The sequence below is a fragment of the Streptomyces sp. CB02980 genome (assembly GCF_014451325.2).
GTDB lineage: Bacteria > Actinomycetota > Actinomycetes > Streptomycetales > Streptomycetaceae > Streptomyces.
In genome coordinates this window covers 468,170-487,855 of record NZ_JACSCH020000004.1, presented here as the reverse complement: position 1 = coordinate 487,855, position 19,686 = coordinate 468,170, and the positions used below count along the sequence as shown (strand labels likewise).

Sequence of the window (19,686 nt, the reverse complement as noted above, 5' to 3'; positions counted from 1 at the left end):
CCGCCGAGGCGGTCGAGCTCATGGAGACCACCGAACAGGACGCCCGACGCCTCCGCACCGAGGCCGAACAGGTCAAGATCGACGGGGAGGCGCACGCGCAGGCCCTGCGGAACGCCGCCCTGGCCGACGGCGAGCAGCTCCTCGACGAGGCCCGCAAGGCCGCCGACAAGCGCCGCAGCGACGCCGCCGAACAGGCCGACGCACTCCTCGCGGAAGCGACCTCGGAGGCCGAGCGGCTCACCCGCGAGACGGCCGCCGAGGCCGAACGGCTCACCCGCGAGGCCGGCGAACTCGCCGATTCCGTCACGGCGGAGGCGCGCGCCGCGGCCGAGGCGACCGTGGGCTCCGCCCAGCAGGACGCCGAGCGGATCCGTACCGAGTCGGAGCGGCTCAAGGCCGACGCCGAGGCGGCGGCCGAGCAGATGCGCTCGGAGGCCCGCGAGGAGGCCGACCGGACGCTCGACGAGGCGCGGGAGGCCGGCGCCCGGAAGCGTTCGGACGCGGCCGAGCAGGCGGACCAGCTCATCGGCAAGGCCCAGGAGGAGGCGCTGCGCGCCACCACCGAGGCCGAGGCGCAGGCCGACCTGATGGTCGGCGCGGCCCGCAAGGAGGCCGAGCGGATCGTCGCCGAGGCGACCGTCGAGGGCAACTCGCTGGTGGAGAAGGCCCGTACGGACGCGGACGAACTCCTGGTCGGGGCACGCGGCGACGCGACGGCCATAAGGGAGCGGACCGATGAGCTGCGGGGCCGGATCGAGGGCGAGATCGAGGAACTGCACGAGCGGGCGCGCCGTGAGAGCGCCGAGCAGATGAAGACGGCGGGCGAGCGGGTCGACAACCTGATGAAGGCGGCGACGGAACAGCGGGCCGAGGCCGACGAGAAGGCCAAGGAGCTCATCTCCGAGGCGAGTTCGGAGGCGAGCAAGGTCCGTATCGCCGCGGTCCGCAAGGCCGAGGCTCTCCTCAAGGAGGCCGAGCAGAAGAAGGCCTCGCTCGCCGCGGAGGCCGAGGGCATCAAGGCCGAGGCCGAACGGACGCTGGCGGAGGCTCGGTCCGAGGCGGAGAAGACGATCGAGGAAGGTCAGCGCGAACTGGAGGTGCTCGTGCGGCGCCGCAAGGACATCAATGCCGAGATCTCCCGTGTCCAGGACGTGCTGGAGGCGTTGGAGTCTTTCGAGACTCCGTCCGCTGGTACGAAGTCCGCCGGGGCAGTGGGTGCCAAGGCGGGCGCTTCAGCAGGGTCCACTCGTTCGAGTGGCAAGTCCCAGGACAGCTAGCCACTCAAAAGGCTGGACATTCTCCAGATCAAACGGGCATACGCTCGATGACACGCCGCTTCGGCCCCTAGGATTCCCTCTAACACCTCACCGGTCTCATTCGACAGGAAACCCATGAGCGACACATCCTCCCCCTTCGGCTTCGAGCTCGTGCGGCGCGGTTACGACCGCGGTCAGGTGGACGACCGCATTACCAAGCTCGTGTCCGACCGCGACAGTGCGCTGTCCCGCATCACCTCCCTGGAGAAGCGCATCGAGGAGCTCCACCTCGAGACGCAGAACGCCCAGGCGCAGGTCACCGACGCCGAGCCGTCGTACGCGGGGCTCGGCGCCCGGGTCGAGAAGATCCTCCGGCTCGCCGAGGAGGAGGCGAAGGACCTGCGTGAGGAGGCCCGTCGCGCCGCCGAGCAGCACCGCGAGCTGGCCGAGTCGGCCGCCCAGCAGGTGCGCAACGACGCGGAGTCCTTCGCGGCCGAGCGCAAGTCGAAGGCCGAGGACGAGGGCGTCCGCATCGTCGAGAAGGCGCAGGGCGAGGCCAACACGATGCGCGCCGAGGCGCAGAAGGACGCGCAGTCGAAGCGCGAGGAGGCGGACGCCCTCTTCGAGGAGACCCGCGCCAAGGCCGCCCAGGCCGCCGCGGACTTCGAGACCAACCTGGCCAAGCGCCGCGAGCAGTCGGAGCGCGACCTGGCCTCGCGTCAGGCCAAGGCCGAGAAGCGTCTGGCCGAGATCGAGCACCGCGCCGAGCAGCTCCGCCTGGAGGCCGAGAAGCTGCGTACGGACGCGGAGCGCCGGGCCCGTCAGACGGTGGAGACCGCGCAGCGCCAGGCCGAGGACATCGTGGCCGACGCGAACGCCAAGGCCGACCGGATCCGCAGCGAATCGGAGCGCGAGCTCGCGGCGCTGACGAACCGCCGGGACTCGATCAACGCCCAGCTGACCAACGTCCGCGAGATGCTGGCGACGCTGACCGGTGCCGCGGTGGCGGCGGCCGGCTCGCCGATCGACGACGAGCGCCCGGCCGGTGTCCCGGCCCAGCAGTCCCGCTGACGCCCGTCCCGCGGACGGCCGCCCCCCGTACGGCCGTCCGGGTCGTGACCGTCGACCTGACGCACAGCCGGTAACGAGTTCGTAGCGTTCCCCAGAACCCCCTGTCATTCCGGTGGCGGGGGGTTTTGCGCACCCGTAGGTTGGGACGCATGATCGAGCTTGAGGGCCTGACCAAGCGATACGGGGCGAAGACCGCGGTCGACCATCTCTCCTTCCAGGTGCGTCCTGGGGTGATCACGGGCTTCCTCGGGCCCAACGGGGCGGGCAAGTCCACGACGATGCGGATGATGCTGGACCTGGACAACCCGACGAGCGGGACGGTCCGGATCGACGGCAAGCACTACCGGGAGCTCGAGGAGCCGCTGAAGTACATCGGCGCGCTGCTCGACGCCAAGGCCATGAACGGCGGCCGCTCCGCGTACAACAACCTGCTGTGTCTCGCGCAGTCGAACCGCATCCCGGAACGCCGGGTGAGCGAGGTGCTGGACCTGGTGGGTCTGACGCCGGTCGCGCGGAAGAAGTCGAAAGGTTTCTCCCTCGGTATGGGGCAGCGGCTCGGCATCGCGTCGGCGCTGCTCGGCGATCCCGAGATCCTGATGTTCGACGAACCCGTCAATGGTCTGGACCCCGAGGGAATTCACTGGATCCGCAATCTGATGAAGGCGTTGGCGGCCGAGGGTCGGACGATCTTCGTTTCCAGCCATCTGATGAGTGAAATGGCCCTGACAGCCGATCATCTGATCGTGATCGGACAGGGAAAGCTGCTGGCCGACACATCGATGGCGGATTTCATCCAGGAGAATTCCCGGAGTTATGCGCGGCTGCGCTCTCCGCAGCAGGAGCGGCTCCGGGACCTGTTGCACGCGCATGGGTTCATCGCGGTCGAGGCGGGCAACGGCACCCTCGAGGTGGACGGGGCGACGACCGAGAAGCTGGGTGAACTCGCGGCCGAGAACGGGCTCGTGCTGCACGAGCTGAGCTCCCAGCGCGCCTCGCTGGAAGAGGCCTTCATGCAGATGACGGCAGGTGCGGTGGAGTACCACGCGCACGGCACCGATGTACACGGTGGCGCCCCGGCGCCCGGCCCCCAGTGGGGCACGACCTCCCAGGGAGCCTGAACGATGGCAGCGGTATCCGCGGTCCTGCAGTCCGAGTGGACCAAGATCCGGACGGTGTCGTCGACCGTCTGGACGCTGGCGAGCGCCCTGATCGTCACGGTGGCGATCGGCGCGGCGCTGTCCGCCGTGTTCAACTCCACCTTCGACGACCTCAGCGAGGTCGAGCGGGCCACCTTCGACCCGACCCTGGTCAGCTTCTTCGGGATGACCCTGGGGCAGCTGGCGATGGTGGTCTTCGGTGTCCTCGTGGTGGGGACCGAGTACTCCTCGGGCATGATCCGCACCTCCCTGGCGGCCGTGCCGCAGCGCGCGACCTTCCTCTTCTCGAAGGTCGCGGTGGCGGGCGGGCTCGCGTTCGCCGTGGGTCTCGCGACGAGCTTCCTCTCCTTCTTCCTGGGGCAGGCACTGCTCGGCGAGCACCGGGCCTCGATCGGTGACGACAACGTGCTGCGGGCGGTGATCGGCGGCGGGCTCTACATGGGCCTGATCGCGCTGTTCTCCATGGGCGTGGCGGCGATGCTGCGCTCGTCGATGCTCTCGCTCGGCATCCTGATGCCGTTCTTCTTCCTGGTCTCGCAGATCCTCGCGGCCGTGCCGAAGGCCAAGGAGGTGGCCCGCTACTTCCCCGACCAGGCCGGATCGAAGATCATGCAGGTCGTCCCGGACGCCATGAACACGGAGGAGGCTCCGTACGGCCCGTGGGCCGGTCTGGGGATCATGGTGCTCTGGGTGGTGGCCGCGCTGGCCGGCGGCTATCTGGTGATGAAGAAGCGGGACGCCTGAGGGCTCGCCGGATCTCCCGGGGCCCCGACGCCCGATCCCGCCGGATCTCGTCGGAGCCCCGGCGCCCGACCCCGCGCGATCTCGCGGAGCCCCTAGGGAGAACCCTGACGTTCCCCCTGAGACTGGCCGGAGGCCGTCTCCACTTCGCCGGAACCGTCAATGGCTGGATAAGCTCCTAGCTCATACGGGGGGCTCCGGCCGACGGCCGCCACGCCCCGACCATGGTGCGACCGACCTGTCGATGGGGCTGGAGAATGATCGAGGCAGTCGGCCTGACGAAGCGCTACGGCGCCAAGACGGCCGTGTACAACCTTTCCTTCCAGGTGAGGCCCGGTGTCGTCACCGGGTTCCTGGGGCCCAACGGGTCCGGCAAGTCGACCACGATGCGCATGATCCTGGGCCTCGACCAGCCGTCCGCGGGCCATGTCACGATCGGCGGCCACCCGTTCCGGCAGCTGCCGAACGCGCCCCGTCAGGTCGGCGCGCTCCTCGACGCGAAGGCCGTGCACGGCGGGCGGAGCGCGCGCAGCCATCTGCTGTCGCTCGCGCAGCTCGCCGGCATCCCGGCGCAGCGCGTCGACGAGGTCCTCGGGGTCGTCGGCCTGCAGGACGTGGCCAAGCGGCGTTCCAACGGCTTCTCGCTCGGCATGGGCCAGCGGCTGGGCATCGCGGCGGCGCTCCTGGGCGACCCTCAGGTGCTGCTCTTCGACGAGCCGGTCAACGGCCTGGACCCGGAGGGCATCCTCTGGGTCCGCAACCTGATGAAGAAGCTGGCCTCCGAGGGCCGGACGGTCTTCGTCTCCAGCCACCTCATGAGCGAGATGGCCCTCACCGCCGACCATCTGATCGTGATCGGCCGCGGGCAGCTGCTCGCGGACATGAGCGTCACGGACTTCATCTCGGCGAACTCCGCCGACTTCGCCCGGGTAAGGACCCCGGGGACCGATCCGGGTCAGCGGGAGAAGCTGACGGCGGCCCTCATGGAGTCCGGCGGCCAGGTGATGTCGGAGCCGGACGGGGCGCTGCGGGTGACGGGCCTGCCGCTGCCCCGGATCAGCGACCTCGCGCACGACGCGGACGTACGGCTCTGGGAGCTGTCCCCGCACCAGGCCTCCCTCGAGGAGGCGTACATGCGTCTGACGCAGGGCGCCGTGGACTACCGCTCCACCGACGACCGGCTCGCGCACCTCCAGCCGCCGCAGCAGCCCGGCCACCCGGGGTACGGCATGCCGCCGCAGCCGGTGGTGCAGGACGTGCCGCAGCAGGGCTGGTACGCCCCGCCGCCGCCCGGACAGAACCCGTACGCGGGGGCTCCCGGCCAGCCGCCCGTGCCGGGGCCGTACGCCCCTCCGGCCGCTCCGCAGCAGGCCGCCCCCCAGCCGAGCGACACCACCAAGGACGCCCGATGACCGCCCCCGCCCAGCACCACGCTCCGGCGCCGCACTCCTACGTCTCCCCCATTCCGGTCCGCAGGGCGCACCTCGGTGACGCGCTGGCCTCCGAGTGGACGAAGATCCGCTCGGTGCGTTCGACGCTGTGGACGCTCGGGGTCATGGTCCTGCTGATGGTGGCCATCGGCCTGGGGGTGGCGGCGATCGCCGCCAACGCCGGCGAGCAGGGGATGGGCGACGAGTCGGCGCTCGGCTTCGGTTTCTTCGGGATGCTGCCGGCCTCGATCTGCGTGATCACGCTCGGCGTGCTGACGATCGCCTCCGAGTACGGCACCGGGATGATCCGTACGACCCTGACGGCCTGCCCGAGCCGGGCCCGGGTGCTGACGGCGAAGGCGATCGTGTTCTTCCTGCTCGTCTTCACGGTGACCACCGTGGTCGCGGCGCTCGTGGGCGCGGTGCAGGTCGCCATCGTGGACGTGGCGGACACGCCGACGACGAGCGAGTGGCTGCGGGCGACGGTCGGCGCGGGCGCCTACCTGGCCATGCTGGGGCTGCTGTCGCTGGCGCTCGGCACGCTGATCCGGCACTCGGCCGGTGCGATCACGGTGATGATCGGTCTGCTGCTGCTGCCGCTGGTGGCGGCGCTGTTCATGTTCTCCGAGGCGCTGAAGTCCGTGCAGGAGTGGCTCCTGACGTACGCGATCCCCTCGCAGATGATCTCGCTGTACGCGGCGCAGCCGCCCTTCGGGGACAAGGGCCCGGCGGGCTGGGAGCCGCTGCTGATCATGACCGGGGTCGCCGGGGTCGCGCTCGCCGGCGCGTTCGCGCTGCTGAACAACCGGGACGTGTGACCGCCCCCTCAGTACCGCGGCTCAGTACTTCGGCTCAGTACTTCGGCGCGTTCCGGGACCGCTGCACCCTGCTGGTGCGGCGGTCCTTCGCGTTCCAGCAGGCCTTGTGCCAGTGCCGCCGGTCGTCCACTCCCCCGTACTCCGGCCAGGCGACCACGTGCGGGGCGCCGGGCGGGATCTCCTGGTCGCAGCCCGGGCAGCGGTAGCGCTTGCCGGGCGCGCTCGACCCGGCGACGAGGCGGACGTACCACTCCTCGCCCTGCCAGGTCTCGGTGCGCTGCACGCCGCCGTACCGGTCGCCGTGGTCGCCCTCCTGCTGCTCGGGCTTCTCGCCGCCTCGGGAACGGTTGTGGCGCGGGGACACGGGCACACCTCACGGGGGTCTGGGAACACGGACCGTTCCCTCAAGCCTACGGGCCGCGATGCGGTGCCCCGGGCCCCGTCCGCGACGGCTTAGCCGAAAATCGCAAGAACTTCATGAACGGCCGTTGCCTTTGGCACGTGTCACACGTTGGTGCCGGTGCGAGGGGAGTTACGCGTCGGCCGCAGAGGAGGCACAAGGCGATGCGCGTGGGTACGTTCGTTCTGGCAGCGCAGTTCCCGGGCCAGGGACAGGGTGAGGCCCTGCACCGGGCGGTGCGGACCGCCGAGGTCGCCGAGGAGGCGGGCCTCGACTCGGTCTGGCTGGCCGAGCACCACTTCGTGCCGTACGGGGTCTGCCCCTCGGCCGTGACACTGGCCGCGCTGCTGCTGGGCCGCACACGGCGGCTGCGGGTGGGCACGGCGGTGAGCGTGCTGCCCAACGTCCACCCGGTCGCCCTGGGCGAGCAGGCGGCGCTGCTGCACCTCACCTCGGGCGGGAGGTTCACCCTCGGGGTGGGCCGGGGCGGGCCCTGGGTCGATCTGGAGGTCTTCGGCGCCGGTCTCGACGCGTACGAGAACGGCTTCCCCGAATCGCTCGACCTGCTGCTGCGCTGGCTCTCCGAGCCCCGTGTGGGCGCCGGGGGAGAACGATTCGCCTTCCGCGAGGTACCGGTGGTGCCCCGCGCCGACGAGCTGATCGGCGGCGACCCGGCTCCGGAGGTCGTGGTGGCCTGCACGTCGCCGAGGAGTGTGCGGCTGGCCGCCGAGCGCGGACTGCCGATGCTCCTCGGGATGCACTGCGGGGACGAGGAGAAGGCCGAGATGGTCACGGCCTGGGCGCGCTGCGCGCGGGAGGCCGGGCGGGACCCGGACGAGATCGCGCGGATCGGGTCCCACCATGTCTCGGCGGGCGTGGCCCAGCTCGCGGACCGGGGCGCGGACGCGGCCGAGGCGCTGGTGAAGGCCATGCCGGGCTGGCTGAAGCAGGGCCTCGACGCGCATGTGACCGTCGACGGCCGGCACCGGGCGATGCGGGACCCCGTGGCGTACACGGAGCTGCTGTGCGGGCTGCACCCGGTGGGCACGCCCCGGCACGCGGCGGACCGGCTGGCGGCGACGGCGGAGCGCACGGGCATCACCCGCTTCGCCCTGCTCGCCGAGGGCACGGGCGACCTGGCGTCGACCGAGGAGAACGTGCGGCGGCTCGGCACCGAGGTCCTGCCGCTGCTCGTCTGACCGCACGGCTGCTGCTCGTCCGACCGTACGGACGGACGTGCGAACCGTACGGACTCAGGGCGGGGCTGTGCTGCCGCTCCGGCATCTCCGCGCGGCGATGCGCGTCGACACGCATCGATCGCGTCTCCCGCGATGCGGAGCGGCAGCACCATGTCTCAGCAGTCGCGCAGTTCCGGCGACTGGTTCAGCAGCTGCCCCCGTACGGACGTGAAGCGGGCGAGCCGCTCGTCCACCGACGGGTCCAGCGGGAAGACCGCCACCCGGTGGCAGTTCTGGAAGGCGAGACGCACCCCGAAATGCCGCTGCAGCGCACCACGAATGGCATCGCTCGCGAGCGCGCGCAGCAGCTGACCACGTGCCTGCTCATTCGGCGGCGGCGTCTGGTTGTCGGCGAACTCTCCGCCGTCGACCTTCAGCTGAGCCACCAGAGAACTGATCATCTCCCATGCGTAGGGCAGGGAGGTCCGGACGCAGTCGACGAAGTCGGCTTCGTCGACCTCGCCTCGCTCGGCCTGTTCCAACAGTGCCGGTGAGACGTCGAGCGACATGGGTTCTCCTCTCGCGACCCCGCGGACGGGGTCTTGCGGGCAGGGGCGAAGGCCGGGCCGCCCGCCACGCAGCGTGCACGGACGACGACCTCCAGCTTCCACGGTAAGCGCGCAGTCCTGCACGCACCAGGAGATGGGGAACACAACCGGCTGATAACCGACGGGTGTTCGGCTCAGGATCATGCCCGGAGGGGGTCCGGGTGATGCCCGAATCGCGCGGAAGAGCGCCCGTCTTGTAGCGTTGGCGACCATGCGTCTCGTCATTGCCCGTTGCTCCGTGGACTACGCGGGCCGGCTCACGGCCCACCTGCCCTCCGCGCCCCGTCTGATCCTCATCAAGGCAGACGGCAGTGTCTCCATCCACGCGGACGACCGGGCGTACAAACCGCTCAACTGGATGTCCCCGCCCTGCACCCTCAAGGAGGGTGCCGACGGTGAGGCGGGCGTCTGGACCGTGATCAACAAAGCGGGCGAGAAACTGATCATCACGATGGAGGAGATCCTCCACGACTCCTCGCACGAACTGGGCGTGGACCCGGGTCTCATCAAGGACGGCGTCGAGGCGCACCTCCAGGAGCTGCTCGCCGACCGCATCGAGACCCTCGGCGAGGGCTACACCCTGATCCGACGCGAGTACCCGACCGCGATCGGCCCGGTGGACATCCTCTGCCGGGACTCGGACGGCGCGACGGTCGCGGTCGAGATCAAGCGGCGCGGCGAGATCGACGGCGTCGAGCAGCTGACCCGCTACCTGGAGCTGCTCAACCGCGATCCGCACCTCGCCCCGGTACGCGGCGTCTTCGCGGCGCAGGAGATCAAGCCGCAGGCCCGGGTCCTCGCGACGGACCGCGGGATCGGCTGCGTGGTCCTGGACTACAACGCGATGCGGGGCATCGAGGACGACAAGCTGCGGCTGTTCTAGCGGACGGCGGTGGCGGTACGGGGACGGCCCCGGGTGCGGTGAACGCGCCCGGGGCCGTCCCCGTCTCCGCACGTACGTACGTGCTCTCCGGCTCCGTTACGTCCGTCAGGCGGGCGTCCGGGAGCCGGTGGCGTCGCCGGGGGCGGGCGGGCCGCCGAGGGAGGAGGACGCGGAGATGCTGGGGCTGTCCGCCCCGTCGGTCGCCGGGGAGGTGGTCGGCGGCTCCGTGCTCGGCTCCGGCGGGGTCGTCGTCACCGGCGGCGGGCTCGTCGTCGTCGTCGGCGGCTTCGGTGTCGTCGTCGACGGCTTCGGAGGCGTCGTGGTGGGCCGCGGCGGCCGCGTGGTCGGCCTCGTCGGCGGGACCGTCGTCGTCGTGGGCGGTGTGGTCGTCGACGGGCTGTCCGAGGACGACGGGGTGCCCGAGGTGTCCGGGGTGCCCGAGCTCGACGGGTCCGCCGGGTCCGCCGGGGAGGTGCTCCCGGAGACGGAGGGGCTCGGGGAGCCGGAGCGGGTGGCCTCGCCGGTCTTGCCGGGCTCCCCCGTCTCTCCCTCGGCCGGCTGCTCCTCGCCGTCGATGCCGTCGTCGGTGGTGTCGTCGGTGGCCGTGCTGTCGGAGGTGACGCGGTTGGTGGCCGGGTCCTCGCCGTTGCCCGAGGTGGCGCCGAGGGTCACGACGGTGCCGAGGACGGCGACGAGGAGCGCGCCCGCGCCGACGGCGGCGAGGTTGCGGCGCGCGCCGTTGATGATGCCGCCCTTGAGGCTCGGGCGGCCCGCGCCCTTGGTGGTGTCGGGGCGGGTGATGAGCGTCGGGCCCTCGTCGGCGAAGTCGGGGAACGCCGGCATCGAGGACTGCGCCGGGCCTCGCCCGGGTCCGCCGGACAGCGGGGTCCTGCCCACGGCTCCCGCTGCTCCGCCCGGCGGCGTCGGGACCGGCTCTGGGGCCGGTCTGCGTGCGGGGCCGCGCAGGGAGGGAATGCCGCGGGGCGGCGAGACGGGCTCCTCGGCGCGGGTCGCGGCGGGGGCGGCGTGCTCCCCGGAGAGGTCGGCGACCAGGGCGAGCGCCCGGCGTCCCGCGACGGTGCCGCGCTTGTCGGCGAGCACGCCGCGCATGCCGATGGAGGCCTCAAGCTCGGCGCGGGCCCGCTCCAGGTTTCCTGCGCACAGGGCGAGGACACCGAGCTCGTGGTGGAAGTAGGCCTCCTCGGCGACCTCCCCGGTGAGCCGGGCGGCCTCCTGTCCGGCGCGCAGGGCCCGCTCCCAGGCACCCCAGTGCAGTCCGGCGGCGAAGGCGGGGGCGGCGGCGCGGGCCAGCAGGACGGCGGTGGCGCGGTGCTCGGCCTCCGTGTCGGGGTCGCCGCCGGTGCCGGCGACGAGGACGGACAGGGCGGCGAGGAGGGCGTCGGACTCGGCGGCGGCCCGCTCGGGGGTGACGGAGGGGTGGGCGGCCCACCAGGCGTAGTGCTGGGCGACGGTGTGGGCGCGGTCGGCGGCCGCGCGGTCGGGCCCGTACCCCTGGGCGAGGAGCTGGGTGAGGACCCCGGCGGCCAGCCGGTAGCGGGGTCCGACCGGGGAGAGCAGGCCGCAGGCCCGCAGTTCGCCGAGGGCGGCGTCGGCGTGGGTGTCGCCGACCAGGGCCGGCAGGTGGGCCTGGTGCGGGACCTCGCCGCCGAGGGCGACGGCGAAGCGCAGCGCGGTCTGGGCGGAGCGGCTGAGGCGGGAGGCGAGCAGGGCGGCGGGGGCGGCGCCCTCGCCGAGGCTGGGCAGGGGTATCTCGCGCAGTTCGACGTCGGGGTCGTCGACTCCGTCGAAGGCCGCCGCGGCGGCCACCGCGGCCGCTTCGGGGTCGGTCGGCCCGAAGGCATCCTCGAGGGCGCCGAAGGCGTCGAACTCGGCGGGGGTGACGCGGAGCCGGTCGCGCTGGCGGAGCAGGGCGCCGGCCTGGACGAAGCGGAGCGGCAGGCCCTCGGACTCGAACCACAGGTCGCCGGCCCAGTTGGCCTCGTCGTCGGTGAGGGTGCGGCCGACGGCGCTCTCCAGGAGCTTGAGCGCGGCGCCGCGGCCGAGGCCGGCGAGGTGGATGTCCTCGACGTGGGCGTCGGCCGAGGGGGCGGGGGTGTCGGGTCCGGCGGCGAGCAGGAAGGCGCATTCGGGGGCGGCGGCGAGGAACTCGTCGAGGGCGGCGCCGCCGAACTCCAGGTCGTCGACGACCACGACGGCGCCGATCTCGCGGAGCCGGTCGTGGAGCACGGTTCGGCCGGGCCGGTGGTCCGGGGCGTACCGGACGGCCGCGAACAGCTCGTGGAGGAGTTCGGCCGGGGTGCGGTGGTGGCCGGAGAGCCGGACGACTCCGTCGGGCGCGAGGTCGGCGCAGTCGGCGCCGACGGCGTCGAGGAGGGCGGTGCGGCCGGATCCGGCGGGGCCGCTCAGGCGGGCGGAGCGGCCGCGGCCGAGGATGCCGACGAGGCGCTCGCGCTCCTCCTGGCGTTCGAGGAGGGGCAGCGTGGGTGCGACCGGGCCCGGGGGTACGGGCGGGGCGGCGGCACGGGCGGCCTCGGCGCGCTCCTCGGCGGTGAGGGGGCGGGGGGCCGCGGGTTCGTGGCCGGGCGGGCAGGGTTCGATCTCGCTGCCGTCGACCGGGTTGACGGTGACGAGCAGGTCGCCGGAGACGAGCCGGACGACGCGGGCACGCGCGGGTGCGGGGGCCGGGGCGGGGGTGCCGCGTCCCTGGCGGGCGTCGTCGCCCTCGCCGTCGTGTCCGTACTCCTCCGGCCCCCGGTTGATCGGGTCCATGGTCCAAGCCCCCAAGAAGCGGTGTCCGGTGCCCGCCGGGTGGGTCCGTCAATGTGCAGGCGACCGAACCCTAGACCGTGGTCAGGCGCTCGGGAACAGCTGGGGTGCCCCGGAGACCCAGTCGTCACGGTCTTGTGAGGATTGAGCGTGACGCCTGGTTCACACAGCTGCTTCACACGCGCGCCACCGAGGGTTGTCCCGCTCCGGGTCGTCCCTGCCCGCGGCCCCCGCTCCCGCTCCGGGTCGTCCCTGCTCGCGGTCGGCGTCCCGGTCCGGGTCGGCCCCGCTCCGGGTGGTCACACCCGGGGCAGGGACTCCAGCGCGAGGCCGCCCTCGATGGCGAGGATGCGGTGCAGCTTGGTGGCGACGAGCAGCCGCTGCATCTGGGGCGGCACACCGCGCAGGACGAGCCGCCGGCCGCAGCGGCCCGCACGCCGGTGGGCGCCCATGATGACGCCGAGTCCGGTCGCGTCCCAGGAGTCGAGGCCGGTCAGGTCGAGCACCAGGTCGCCGACGCCGTCGTCGACGGCCGAGTGCAGGACCGTACGGGCGTCCGCCGCGCTCCGGACGTCGAGGCGGCCCCCGACGACCAGCTCGACATGGTCGCCCCTGATGTGCATATGCGCTCCCCGAGAGTGCTCCGTCTTCGCAACAACTGACTGCCGCACCGGCAGATACGTTGCGCCTTGTCAGCGAACCGATACCGAAATTCACCCCACGGGGTGAGGCGGGGTGGCGGGTCCGGCTCAGTACTTGTAGAAGCCCTGCCCGCTCTTGCGGCCGATGTCACCCGCGTCCACCATCCGGCGCATCAGTTCCGGCACCGCGAACTTCTCGTCCTGGGACTCGGTGTAGATGTTGTTGGCCGCGTTCACCAGGATGTCGATGCCGGTGAGGTCGGCGGTGGCGAGCGGGCCCATGGCGTGGCCGAAGCCGAGCTTGCAGGCGATGTCGATGTCCTCGGCGGTGGCGACGCCGGACTCCTGGAGCTTGGCCGCCTCGACGACCAGGGCCGAGATGAGGCGGGTGGTGACGAAGCCGGCCACGTCGCGGTTGACGACGATGCAGGTCTTGCCGACGGACTCGGCGAACTCCCGGGCGGTGGCGAGGGTCTCGTCGCTGGTCTTGTAGCCGCGGACGAGCTCGACGAGCTGCATCATCGGGACCGGCGAGAAGAAGTGGACGCCGACGACGGACTCGGGGCGCTCGGTCACCGCGGCGATCTTGGTGATCGGGATCGCGGAGGTGTTGGAGGCGAGGACCGCGCCGTCCTTGGCGATCTTGTCGAGCGAGCGGAAGATCTCGTGCTTGACGTCGAGGTTCTCGAAGACGGCCTCGACGACGATGTCGGCGTCGGCGACGGCCTCCAGCTCGGTGGTGGCGGTGATGCGGCCGAGCGCGGCCTCGGCGTCGGCGGCGTCCAGCCTGCCCTTCGCGACGAACCGGTCGTACGACGCCTTGATGCCGTCGGTGCCCCGGGTGAGGGCGGCGTCGGTGACGTCACGCAGGACGACGTCCCAGCCCGCCTGTGCCGAGACCTGTGCGATGCCGGATCCCATGAGTCCGGCCCCGATGACGGCGAGCTTCCTGGCCACGATGTTCCACCCCTTAACGCCTGTTCACTTCTGGCTCTCCGGCGGAGATTAGCGGTCGGGAGCCGTCATGTGACCGTGAAGTAATGCGCGTCACGCCCTGTTTGACGGACGTCACACTCGCAGCACCCCGTTCGGGCGCCTCCGCGGTCGAGACATACCCTCGGGGGGTAGGACCCGTGGGGCGGCGCGGGGCAGGTCCCGCGGGGCGGCGATCGGCCGGTGCGCCCCGTCAGCCCTCCCGTACCGCGTAGTTCAGCACCTTCTCGCTCAGCAGCTCCTCGATCTCGTCGAGGAGCACGAGCGCCTCGCGGGAGACGGCGGTCGCCCTGCCCCCGGTGGTCATCGCGCGGGTGATGTAGCCGACGACGGTGTTCTCGATCCAGGCGAGCTGGCCGCCGACGAGCAGCGGCAGCGGGTCCTCGGCGGTGGCACCGGTCTCCTCGCGGAGGGTGGTGACGACGGCGTCGTGGACCTGCTGCTGGACGTGGAAGAGCCGGGCCTTGAGGGTGGGGGCGTGCTCGATGACGTTCATGAAGGCGTCGAAGCCGTCCATGAGTCCGTACGCGGGTGACACGGCCCCGATGTCCTGGCGGAGTTCGCGCAGGACGGCCCGCGCGGCGGACTCCCCGCGGTCGCGGCCGCGGATCGCGCGGGCGAGGCGCTGGGTGACGCCGTCCATCCGGTCGAGGAAGAGGTCCTCCTTGGCCGGGAAGTAGTTGTACACCGTGTTGACGGAGACGTCCGCCGCCTCGGCGACGTCCGCGATGGTCACATGGACGAAGCCGCGCTCCAGGAAGAGCCCGGTCGCGATGTCCGAGATCCGCTGCTTCGTCTCGCGCTTCTTGCGTTCCCTGAGTCCCTCGGCCATGCCCCTCATCCTAGGCTCCCTGAAATTTTACTCCCTCCACAACTTTGCTGACCATGGAATTTTGGAGGCGTTGCAAAATTTCAGTGACTCTGTTTTTGTAGTCGCCATGCCCATCATCAGCACGGCCGGGCTCGCCCGGACCTTCACGACCAGGAGCGGCCCCGTGGAGGCCGTCCGCGGAATCGACCTCACCGTCCGGCCCGGCGAGATCCTCGGACTGCTCGGCCCCAACGGCGCCGGCAAGACCACCACGCTCCGGATGCTCACCACGCTCCTGCCGCCCACCGGCGGCGCCGCCACCGTCGCCGGCCACGACCTCGTACGGGATCCCGCCGCCGTCCGGCGCCGCATCGGGTACGTCGCCCAGTCCGGCGGCCTCGACCCCCAGGAGACCGTCCGCTCCGAGCTCGTCACCCAGGGCCGGCTCTACGGCATGGACCGGGCCCGCGCGGCGGCCCGCGCCGAGGAACTCGCGGACGACCTCGGGCTCACCGAGCTCCTCGACCGCAGGACCCCGGAGCTCTCCGGCGGCCAGCGCCGCCGGCTCGACCTCGCCATGGGGCTCACCCACCGGCCGGAGATCCTCTTCCTCGACGAGCCGACGACCGGCCTCGACCCCGGCAGCCGCGCCGACCTGTGGGCACTGGTGCGGCGACTGCGCGACGAGCACGGCACCACCGTCGTCCTCACCACCCACTACCTGGACGAGGCCGACAGCCTCGCCGACCGGCTGGTCGTCGTCGACAAGGGAACGGTCGTCGCCGAGGACTCCCCCGCCGGCCTCAAGGCCGCCCACGGCGCCGCCACCCTCCAGGACGCGTTCCTCGCCGTCACCGGGCGCGGCCCGACCCCCGCCGACACGACCCCCGTAGCCGTCTAGGACCTCCCGGTCCCCTCACGTCCCCAGGACATCCGATGCTTCTCCACGACACCGCGCTCCTCTTCGGGCGATACGCCCGCCAGACCCTGCGCTCCCCGTTCCAGATCTTCTTCGGCGCCCTGATGCCGCTGCTCTATCTGCTGCTCTTCGGGCCGCTGCTCACCGGGCTGCCGCTCGGCAGCGAGGGCGACTCCTGGCAGATCCTCGTCCCCGGGCTCCTGCTCCAACTGGGGCTCTTCGGCGCCTCGTTCGCCGGCTTCTCGATCATCATGGAGAAGAACTGGGGCGTCTTCGACCGGATGCGGGTCACCCCGGTGAGCCGGCTCGCCCTGCTGCTCGGCCGGGTCCTGCGGGACGCCGCCCTGTTCGTCTTCCAGGCGGTCCTGCTCGTCCTGGTCGCCCTGCCGATGGGTCTCAGGGCGCCGCTCGCCGGCATCCTGATCGGCTTCGGCTTCGTGGCGCTGCTCTCGGTGGCGCTGGCCTCCCTCTCGTACGCGCTCGCCCTGAAGCTGCGCACCCCGCAGGAGTTCGGACCCGCGATCAACACGCTCGCGATGCCCGCGATGCTGCTGTCGGGCCTGATGCTGCCGATGACCCTCGCCCCCGGCTGGCTGGACGTGCTCTCGCGCCTGATGCCGTTCCGCCATCTGGTGGACGCGGTCCGGGAGGCGTACATCGGGCACTACACGACACCGACGCTGCTGTACGGGGTGCTCGTCGCCCTCGGGATCGCGGCGCTCGCCGTGACGGTCGGCACACGGACGTTCCAGAAGGCCATCGCCTAACTAGGCTGGTCCCATGGTCAATCTGACGCGCATCTACACCCGTACCGGCGACCAGGGCACCACGGCGCTCGGCGACATGAGCAGGACCGCCAAGACGGATCTGCGGATCTCGGCCTACGCCGACGCCAACGAGGCCAACGCCGCCATCGGCACGGCGATCGCCCTCGGGCAGCTCGACGCGGAGGTCGTGAAGGTCCTCGTCCGGGTGCAGAACGACCTGTTCGACGTGGGCGCGGACCTCTGCACCCCGGTGGTCGAGGACCCGAAGTACCCGCCGCTGCGGGTCGAGCAGTCGTACGTCGACAAGCTGGAGGCCGACTGCGACCTCTTCCTTGAGCAGCTCGACAAGCTGCGCTCCTTCATCCTGCCGGGCGGCACGCCCGGGGCAGCACTGCTGCACCAGGCGTGCACGGTGGTCCGGCGGGCGGAGCGCTCCACCTGGGCGGCCCTCGAGGTGCACGGCGAGACGATGAACGCCCTGACCGCCACGTACCTCAACCGCCTCTCAGACCTGCTCTTCATCCTTGCTCGGACGGCGAACAAGGAGGTCGGGGACGTGCTCTGGGTCCCGGGCGGGGACCGCTGAGGCCTCTCCCGCCGGGGCCTTCCGCGGCCAGATCGCATAGCTGAGCGCGATCAGGCCGTGGATGCCCGCCGTCCGCCAGGCGACGAGGATCCAGCCGTAGAGGCTGTCGGTGTTCCCGTCGTCGCCGACGTACAGCGCGGCCAGGAGCAGCAGCCCCGAGGCGACGGCCGCCGCCGTCACCGAGCCCAGCCAGACCTTGCCCTCGTGGCGGGCGCGGGCCATACCGTACTGCGGAGGCTTCGGGGGCCGGGGCGCGCCGCCGAAGCGGTGGGCGGCGTGGCCGTCGAGCCACTTCACGGTGCGGTGGCCGTGGCCGACGGTGTAGCCGATGTAGAGGGCGGCGAGGCCGTGCTTCCAGCTGGGATCGGCGCCGTTCTTGAGATCGATCGCGGTGACGACGAGGAGGAGAACCTCCAGGAGCGGCTCGCAGAGCAGCAGCGCGATACCCGTCCGGGGCATCTTCAGGAGGTAGCGGGCGGCGAGGCCGGCGGCCAGCAGGACCCAGAAGCCCACCTCGCAGATGACGATCAGCGTGACGATCACGACGGTTCCCCTTTCGGTACCCCCTCAGCGTCTCCCGGCGGACCGCCCGGATCGTCGTCGCCGATGACGAAGTGCGCCTACATCCTTCGACGGAGGAGCGGATCGGCCCGGACGGCGAGGCCCGGGGTCCGCGGGCCGTGTTGGATGGGAAAGTGACACTCCCCCGACCGCACCGCGTCGACCTGCTCATGGCCGCCGGCGGCCTCTCCATCGGTGTGCTGATGTGGTCCTTCGGGCTGCACACCCAGACCGACCGGCTGATCACCGCGCGCTGGGCGACCCTGATCCCGCTCTTCGTCATGGCCTCGATGGTGGCCCTGCGCCGCACGAGGCCGCTGACCGCCCTGAACATCGGCACGGTCGCCCTCGTCGCGGACCAGTTCACCTACGGCACGCTCGTGACCGCGCTGCTGTTCACGGACCTCGTCTACGCGGCCGTGGTCTACGGGACGTCCGCCGCCGCCCGGCGCATCCCGTACCTGACCGGACTCATCACGATCGGCGTGACGATCGGCTTCCTCGTCTGGTGGCAGAACGCGATCGCCCTGGTGGTCGGCCTGATCACCGGCATGGTGTCGTTCCTGCCCGCGCTGACCGGAGCGGTCGTACGCAATCACCGTCAGGCCGCCGACGCCGCCCTCCTCCGCGCGGAGCAGACCGCGCTGCTCGCCGAGATGGACCGCACCCAGGCCGTCGTCGCCGAGCGGGCCCGGATGGCGCGCGAGCTGCACGACATGGTCGCCAACCACCTCTCGGCCATCGCGATCCACTCCACCGCGGCGATGTCGATCGACGAACCGGCCACCACCCGGCAGGCGCTGACCGTGATCCGGGAGAACAGCGTGGCCGGCCTCTCGGAGATGCGGCGGCTCATCGGCCTCCTCCGGGACAGCAGCGGGGACTCGGAGCCGGCCGCCGCGCCCACGCTCGCCGGTCTGGACGCCCTGGTCGACCAGGCGCGGGCCAACGCCCGGCCGAGCGGTCTCGTCCTCGTCCTCGAGGACGGCCGGGAGTCGACGGAGGGCCTCCCGGCGCCGGTGGAGCTGGCCGCGTACAGGATCGTGCAGGAGTCCCTGACGAACGCGCTCAAGCACGCGGCTCCGGGCGAGGTCCGGGTGGTGCTCACCGGAGGGCGGGCAGCCCTTACCGTCGAGGTGACGAGTCCGCGCGGGGAGCGCCCCGGCCCGACCGCACCCGGTTCGGGCGCCGGTCTGGTGGGGATGCGGGAGCGGGTGGATCTGCTCGGCGGTGCCTTCGAGGCGGGGCCGGTGACGGACCGCGACGGACGCAGGCAGTGGCAGGTCAGGGCGGAACTGCCCATGGACGTGAAAGACGAGGAGCGGGCATGACAGTGCGGGTGGTGGTCGCCGAGGACCAGTCCGCGGTACGGGCGGGGCTTGTGCTCATCCTGGGCAGCGCACCGGACATCGAGGTCGTCGGCGAGGCGGCGGACGGCGAGCGGGCGGTGGAGCTCGCCCGTGAACTGCGCCCCGATCTGGTCCTGATGGATGTGCAGATGCCCCGGATGGACGGGGTGACGGCGACCGGGATCGTCGTGTCGGAGGGGCTCGCCGACGTGCTGGTCCTGACGACCTTCGATCTCGACACGTATGTCTTCGGGGCGCTGCGGGCGGGAGCTTCGGGCTTCCTGCTGAAGAACGCGGAGGCGCGGGAGCTGATCGAGGCGGTCCGGACGGTGGCGCGCGGCGAGGGGCTGATCGCCCCCGCGGTGACCCGGCGGCTGATCGCGGAGTTCGCGGCGACGGGCGCTCCGCTGCGGCCGACGCCGAAGACGGACCCCTCCGTGCTCGACGTCCTGACGCCCCGGGAGCGGCAGGTCCTGTCGACGCTCGGCCAGGGCCTGTCGAACGCGGAGATCGCGGTACGGCTCGACATGGCGGAGGCGACGGTGAAGACCCACGTCAGCAAGGTGCTCGGGAAGCTGGCGCTGCGGAGCAGGGTCCAAGCGGCTGTCCTGGCACAGGAGTTGGGAGTCTGAGGGAACATCGGCGACGTTGGTCTGGACCTCTTGACGATTGGTCCAGACCTTCCTACGCTCGCGGGGCGCGCGCATCTTCACGGACCACCGGACCACCC

Annotated in this window: 19 protein-coding genes and 1 pseudogene; 13 read left to right on the top strand and 7 right to left on the bottom strand. The window is 71.8% G+C overall.

The genetic code is table 11. The features are described 5' to 3' along the window. From E0F75_RS12445 to E0F75_RS12420, 6 genes and pseudogenes are all read left to right on the top strand, one after another. Positions 1-1,277: pseudogene (locus E0F75_RS12445) on the top strand (hypothetical protein); the annotation flags it as partial. Between the two features lie 114 nt (positions 1,278-1,391). Next, the gene (locus E0F75_RS12440; protein WP_187622557.1) at positions 1,392-2,327 is read left to right on the top strand and encodes a cellulose-binding protein; all 936 of its coding nucleotides are present in this window, start codon (positions 1,392-1,394) and stop codon (positions 2,325-2,327) included. Between the two features lie 149 nt (positions 2,328-2,476). Next, complete coding sequence (locus E0F75_RS12435; RefSeq protein WP_187622556.1) at positions 2,477-3,445, top strand: ABC transporter ATP-binding protein; 969 nt, start codon at positions 2,477-2,479, stop codon at positions 3,443-3,445. A 3-nt stretch (positions 3,446-3,448) separates the two neighbouring features. Then, positions 3,449-4,228: an ABC transporter permease gene (locus tag E0F75_RS12430; protein WP_187622555.1), complete on the top strand. Its 780-nt coding sequence runs from the start codon at positions 3,449-3,451 to the stop codon at positions 4,226-4,228. Positions 4,229-4,482: 254 nt separating this feature from the next. Then, the gene (locus E0F75_RS12425; protein WP_187622554.1) at positions 4,483-5,637 is read left to right on the top strand and encodes an ABC transporter ATP-binding protein; all 1,155 of its coding nucleotides are present in this window, start codon (positions 4,483-4,485) and stop codon (positions 5,635-5,637) included. Further along, positions 5,634-6,473: an ABC transporter permease gene (locus E0F75_RS12420; protein ID WP_187622553.1), complete on the top strand. Its 840-nt coding sequence runs from the start codon at positions 5,634-5,636 to the stop codon at positions 6,471-6,473. Before E0F75_RS12425 ends, E0F75_RS12420 begins: the two co-directional genes overlap by 4 nt. A gap of 34 nt (positions 6,474-6,507) precedes the next feature. On the opposite strand, the gene E0F75_RS12415 is transcribed toward E0F75_RS12420, so the two are convergent. Then, on the bottom strand, positions 6,508-6,837 hold the full coding sequence (locus E0F75_RS12415; RefSeq protein WP_187622552.1) for an ATP/GTP-binding protein: 330 nt from the start codon (positions 6,835-6,837) through the stop codon (positions 6,508-6,510). Positions 6,838-7,037: 200 nt separating this feature from the next. Here E0F75_RS12415 and E0F75_RS12410 point away from each other — a divergent pair, with 200 nt between their 5' ends. Then, positions 7,038-8,072: an LLM class flavin-dependent oxidoreductase gene (locus tag E0F75_RS12410; protein ID WP_187622551.1), complete on the top strand. Its 1,035-nt coding sequence runs from the start codon at positions 7,038-7,040 to the stop codon at positions 8,070-8,072. Between the two features lie 155 nt (positions 8,073-8,227). On the opposite strand, the gene E0F75_RS12405 is transcribed toward E0F75_RS12410, so the two are convergent. Continuing rightward, positions 8,228-8,620, bottom strand: coding sequence for an SCO5389 family protein (locus E0F75_RS12405; RefSeq protein ID WP_015036224.1), 393 nt, complete (start codon positions 8,618-8,620; stop codon positions 8,228-8,230). 250 nt (positions 8,621-8,870) lie between these two features. Between E0F75_RS12405 and nucS the strand changes: the two genes are divergently transcribed. Further along, positions 8,871-9,542 (top strand): endonuclease NucS, encoded by a 672-nt coding sequence (gene nucS, locus E0F75_RS12400; protein WP_187622550.1) that lies wholly within the window; start codon positions 8,871-8,873, stop codon positions 9,540-9,542. A 105-nt stretch (positions 9,543-9,647) separates the two neighbouring features. Here nucS and E0F75_RS12395 read toward each other — a convergent pair whose 3' ends face one another. The 4 genes from E0F75_RS12395 to E0F75_RS12380 form a co-directional block, all read right to left on the bottom strand. After that, the gene (locus E0F75_RS12395; protein ID WP_187622549.1) at positions 9,648-12,332 is read right to left on the bottom strand and encodes an ATP-binding protein; all 2,685 of its coding nucleotides are present in this window, start codon (positions 12,330-12,332) and stop codon (positions 9,648-9,650) included. A gap of 296 nt (positions 12,333-12,628) precedes the next feature. Next, complete coding sequence (locus E0F75_RS12390; protein ID WP_015036221.1) at positions 12,629-12,952, bottom strand: STAS domain-containing protein; 324 nt, start codon at positions 12,950-12,952, stop codon at positions 12,629-12,631. 126 nt (positions 12,953-13,078) lie between these two features. Beyond that, positions 13,079-13,927, bottom strand: a complete 849-nt coding sequence (locus tag E0F75_RS12385) for a 3-hydroxyacyl-CoA dehydrogenase family protein (RefSeq protein ID WP_187622548.1) — start codon at positions 13,925-13,927, stop codon at positions 13,079-13,081. A gap of 229 nt (positions 13,928-14,156) precedes the next feature. Beyond that, positions 14,157-14,795 (bottom strand): TetR/AcrR family transcriptional regulator, encoded by a 639-nt coding sequence (locus E0F75_RS12380; RefSeq protein WP_187622547.1) that lies wholly within the window; start codon positions 14,793-14,795, stop codon positions 14,157-14,159. A gap of 106 nt (positions 14,796-14,901) precedes the next feature. Here E0F75_RS12380 and E0F75_RS12375 point away from each other — a divergent pair, with 106 nt between their 5' ends. Genes E0F75_RS12375 through E0F75_RS12365 form a run of 3 tightly spaced genes read left to right on the top strand, consistent with a single transcriptional unit; the run spans position 14,902 to position 17,046 of the window. Further along, on the top strand, positions 14,902-15,675 hold the full coding sequence (locus E0F75_RS12375) for an ABC transporter ATP-binding protein (protein WP_187622546.1): 774 nt from the start codon (positions 14,902-14,904) through the stop codon (positions 15,673-15,675). Positions 15,676-15,710: 35 nt separating this feature from the next. Next, positions 15,711-16,460 carry an ABC transporter permease gene (locus tag E0F75_RS12370; RefSeq protein ID WP_187622545.1) on the top strand — a complete coding sequence of 250 codons (750 nt, stop codon included), beginning with the start codon at positions 15,711-15,713 and terminating at the stop codon, positions 16,458-16,460. Between the two features lie 13 nt (positions 16,461-16,473). Beyond that, positions 16,474-17,046, top strand: coding sequence for a cob(I)yrinic acid a,c-diamide adenosyltransferase (locus tag E0F75_RS12365; RefSeq protein ID WP_187622544.1), 573 nt, complete (start codon positions 16,474-16,476; stop codon positions 17,044-17,046). Here E0F75_RS12365 and E0F75_RS12360 read toward each other — a convergent pair. After that, a complete protein-coding gene (locus E0F75_RS12360) occupies positions 16,966-17,589 on the bottom strand; it encodes a hypothetical protein (protein WP_187622543.1) in 624 nt (207 codons plus the stop codon). The two genes, E0F75_RS12365 and E0F75_RS12360, sit on opposite strands and share 81 nt — an antisense overlap. A 152-nt stretch (positions 17,590-17,741) precedes the next feature. On the opposite strand from E0F75_RS12360, the gene E0F75_RS12355 reads away from it, so the two are divergent. Together E0F75_RS12355 and E0F75_RS12350 are read left to right on the top strand one after the other, a co-directional pair. Then, positions 17,742-18,938 carry a histidine kinase gene (locus tag E0F75_RS12355; RefSeq protein WP_229312651.1) on the top strand — a complete coding sequence of 399 codons (1,197 nt, stop codon included), beginning with the start codon at positions 17,742-17,744 and terminating at the stop codon, positions 18,936-18,938. Beyond that, positions 18,935-19,588 (top strand): response regulator transcription factor, encoded by a 654-nt coding sequence (locus E0F75_RS12350; protein ID WP_187622542.1) that lies wholly within the window; start codon positions 18,935-18,937, stop codon positions 19,586-19,588. The genes E0F75_RS12355 and E0F75_RS12350 overlap by 4 nt, the downstream gene beginning before the upstream one ends. The last annotated feature ends 98 nt before the right edge of the window (positions 19,589-19,686 follow it).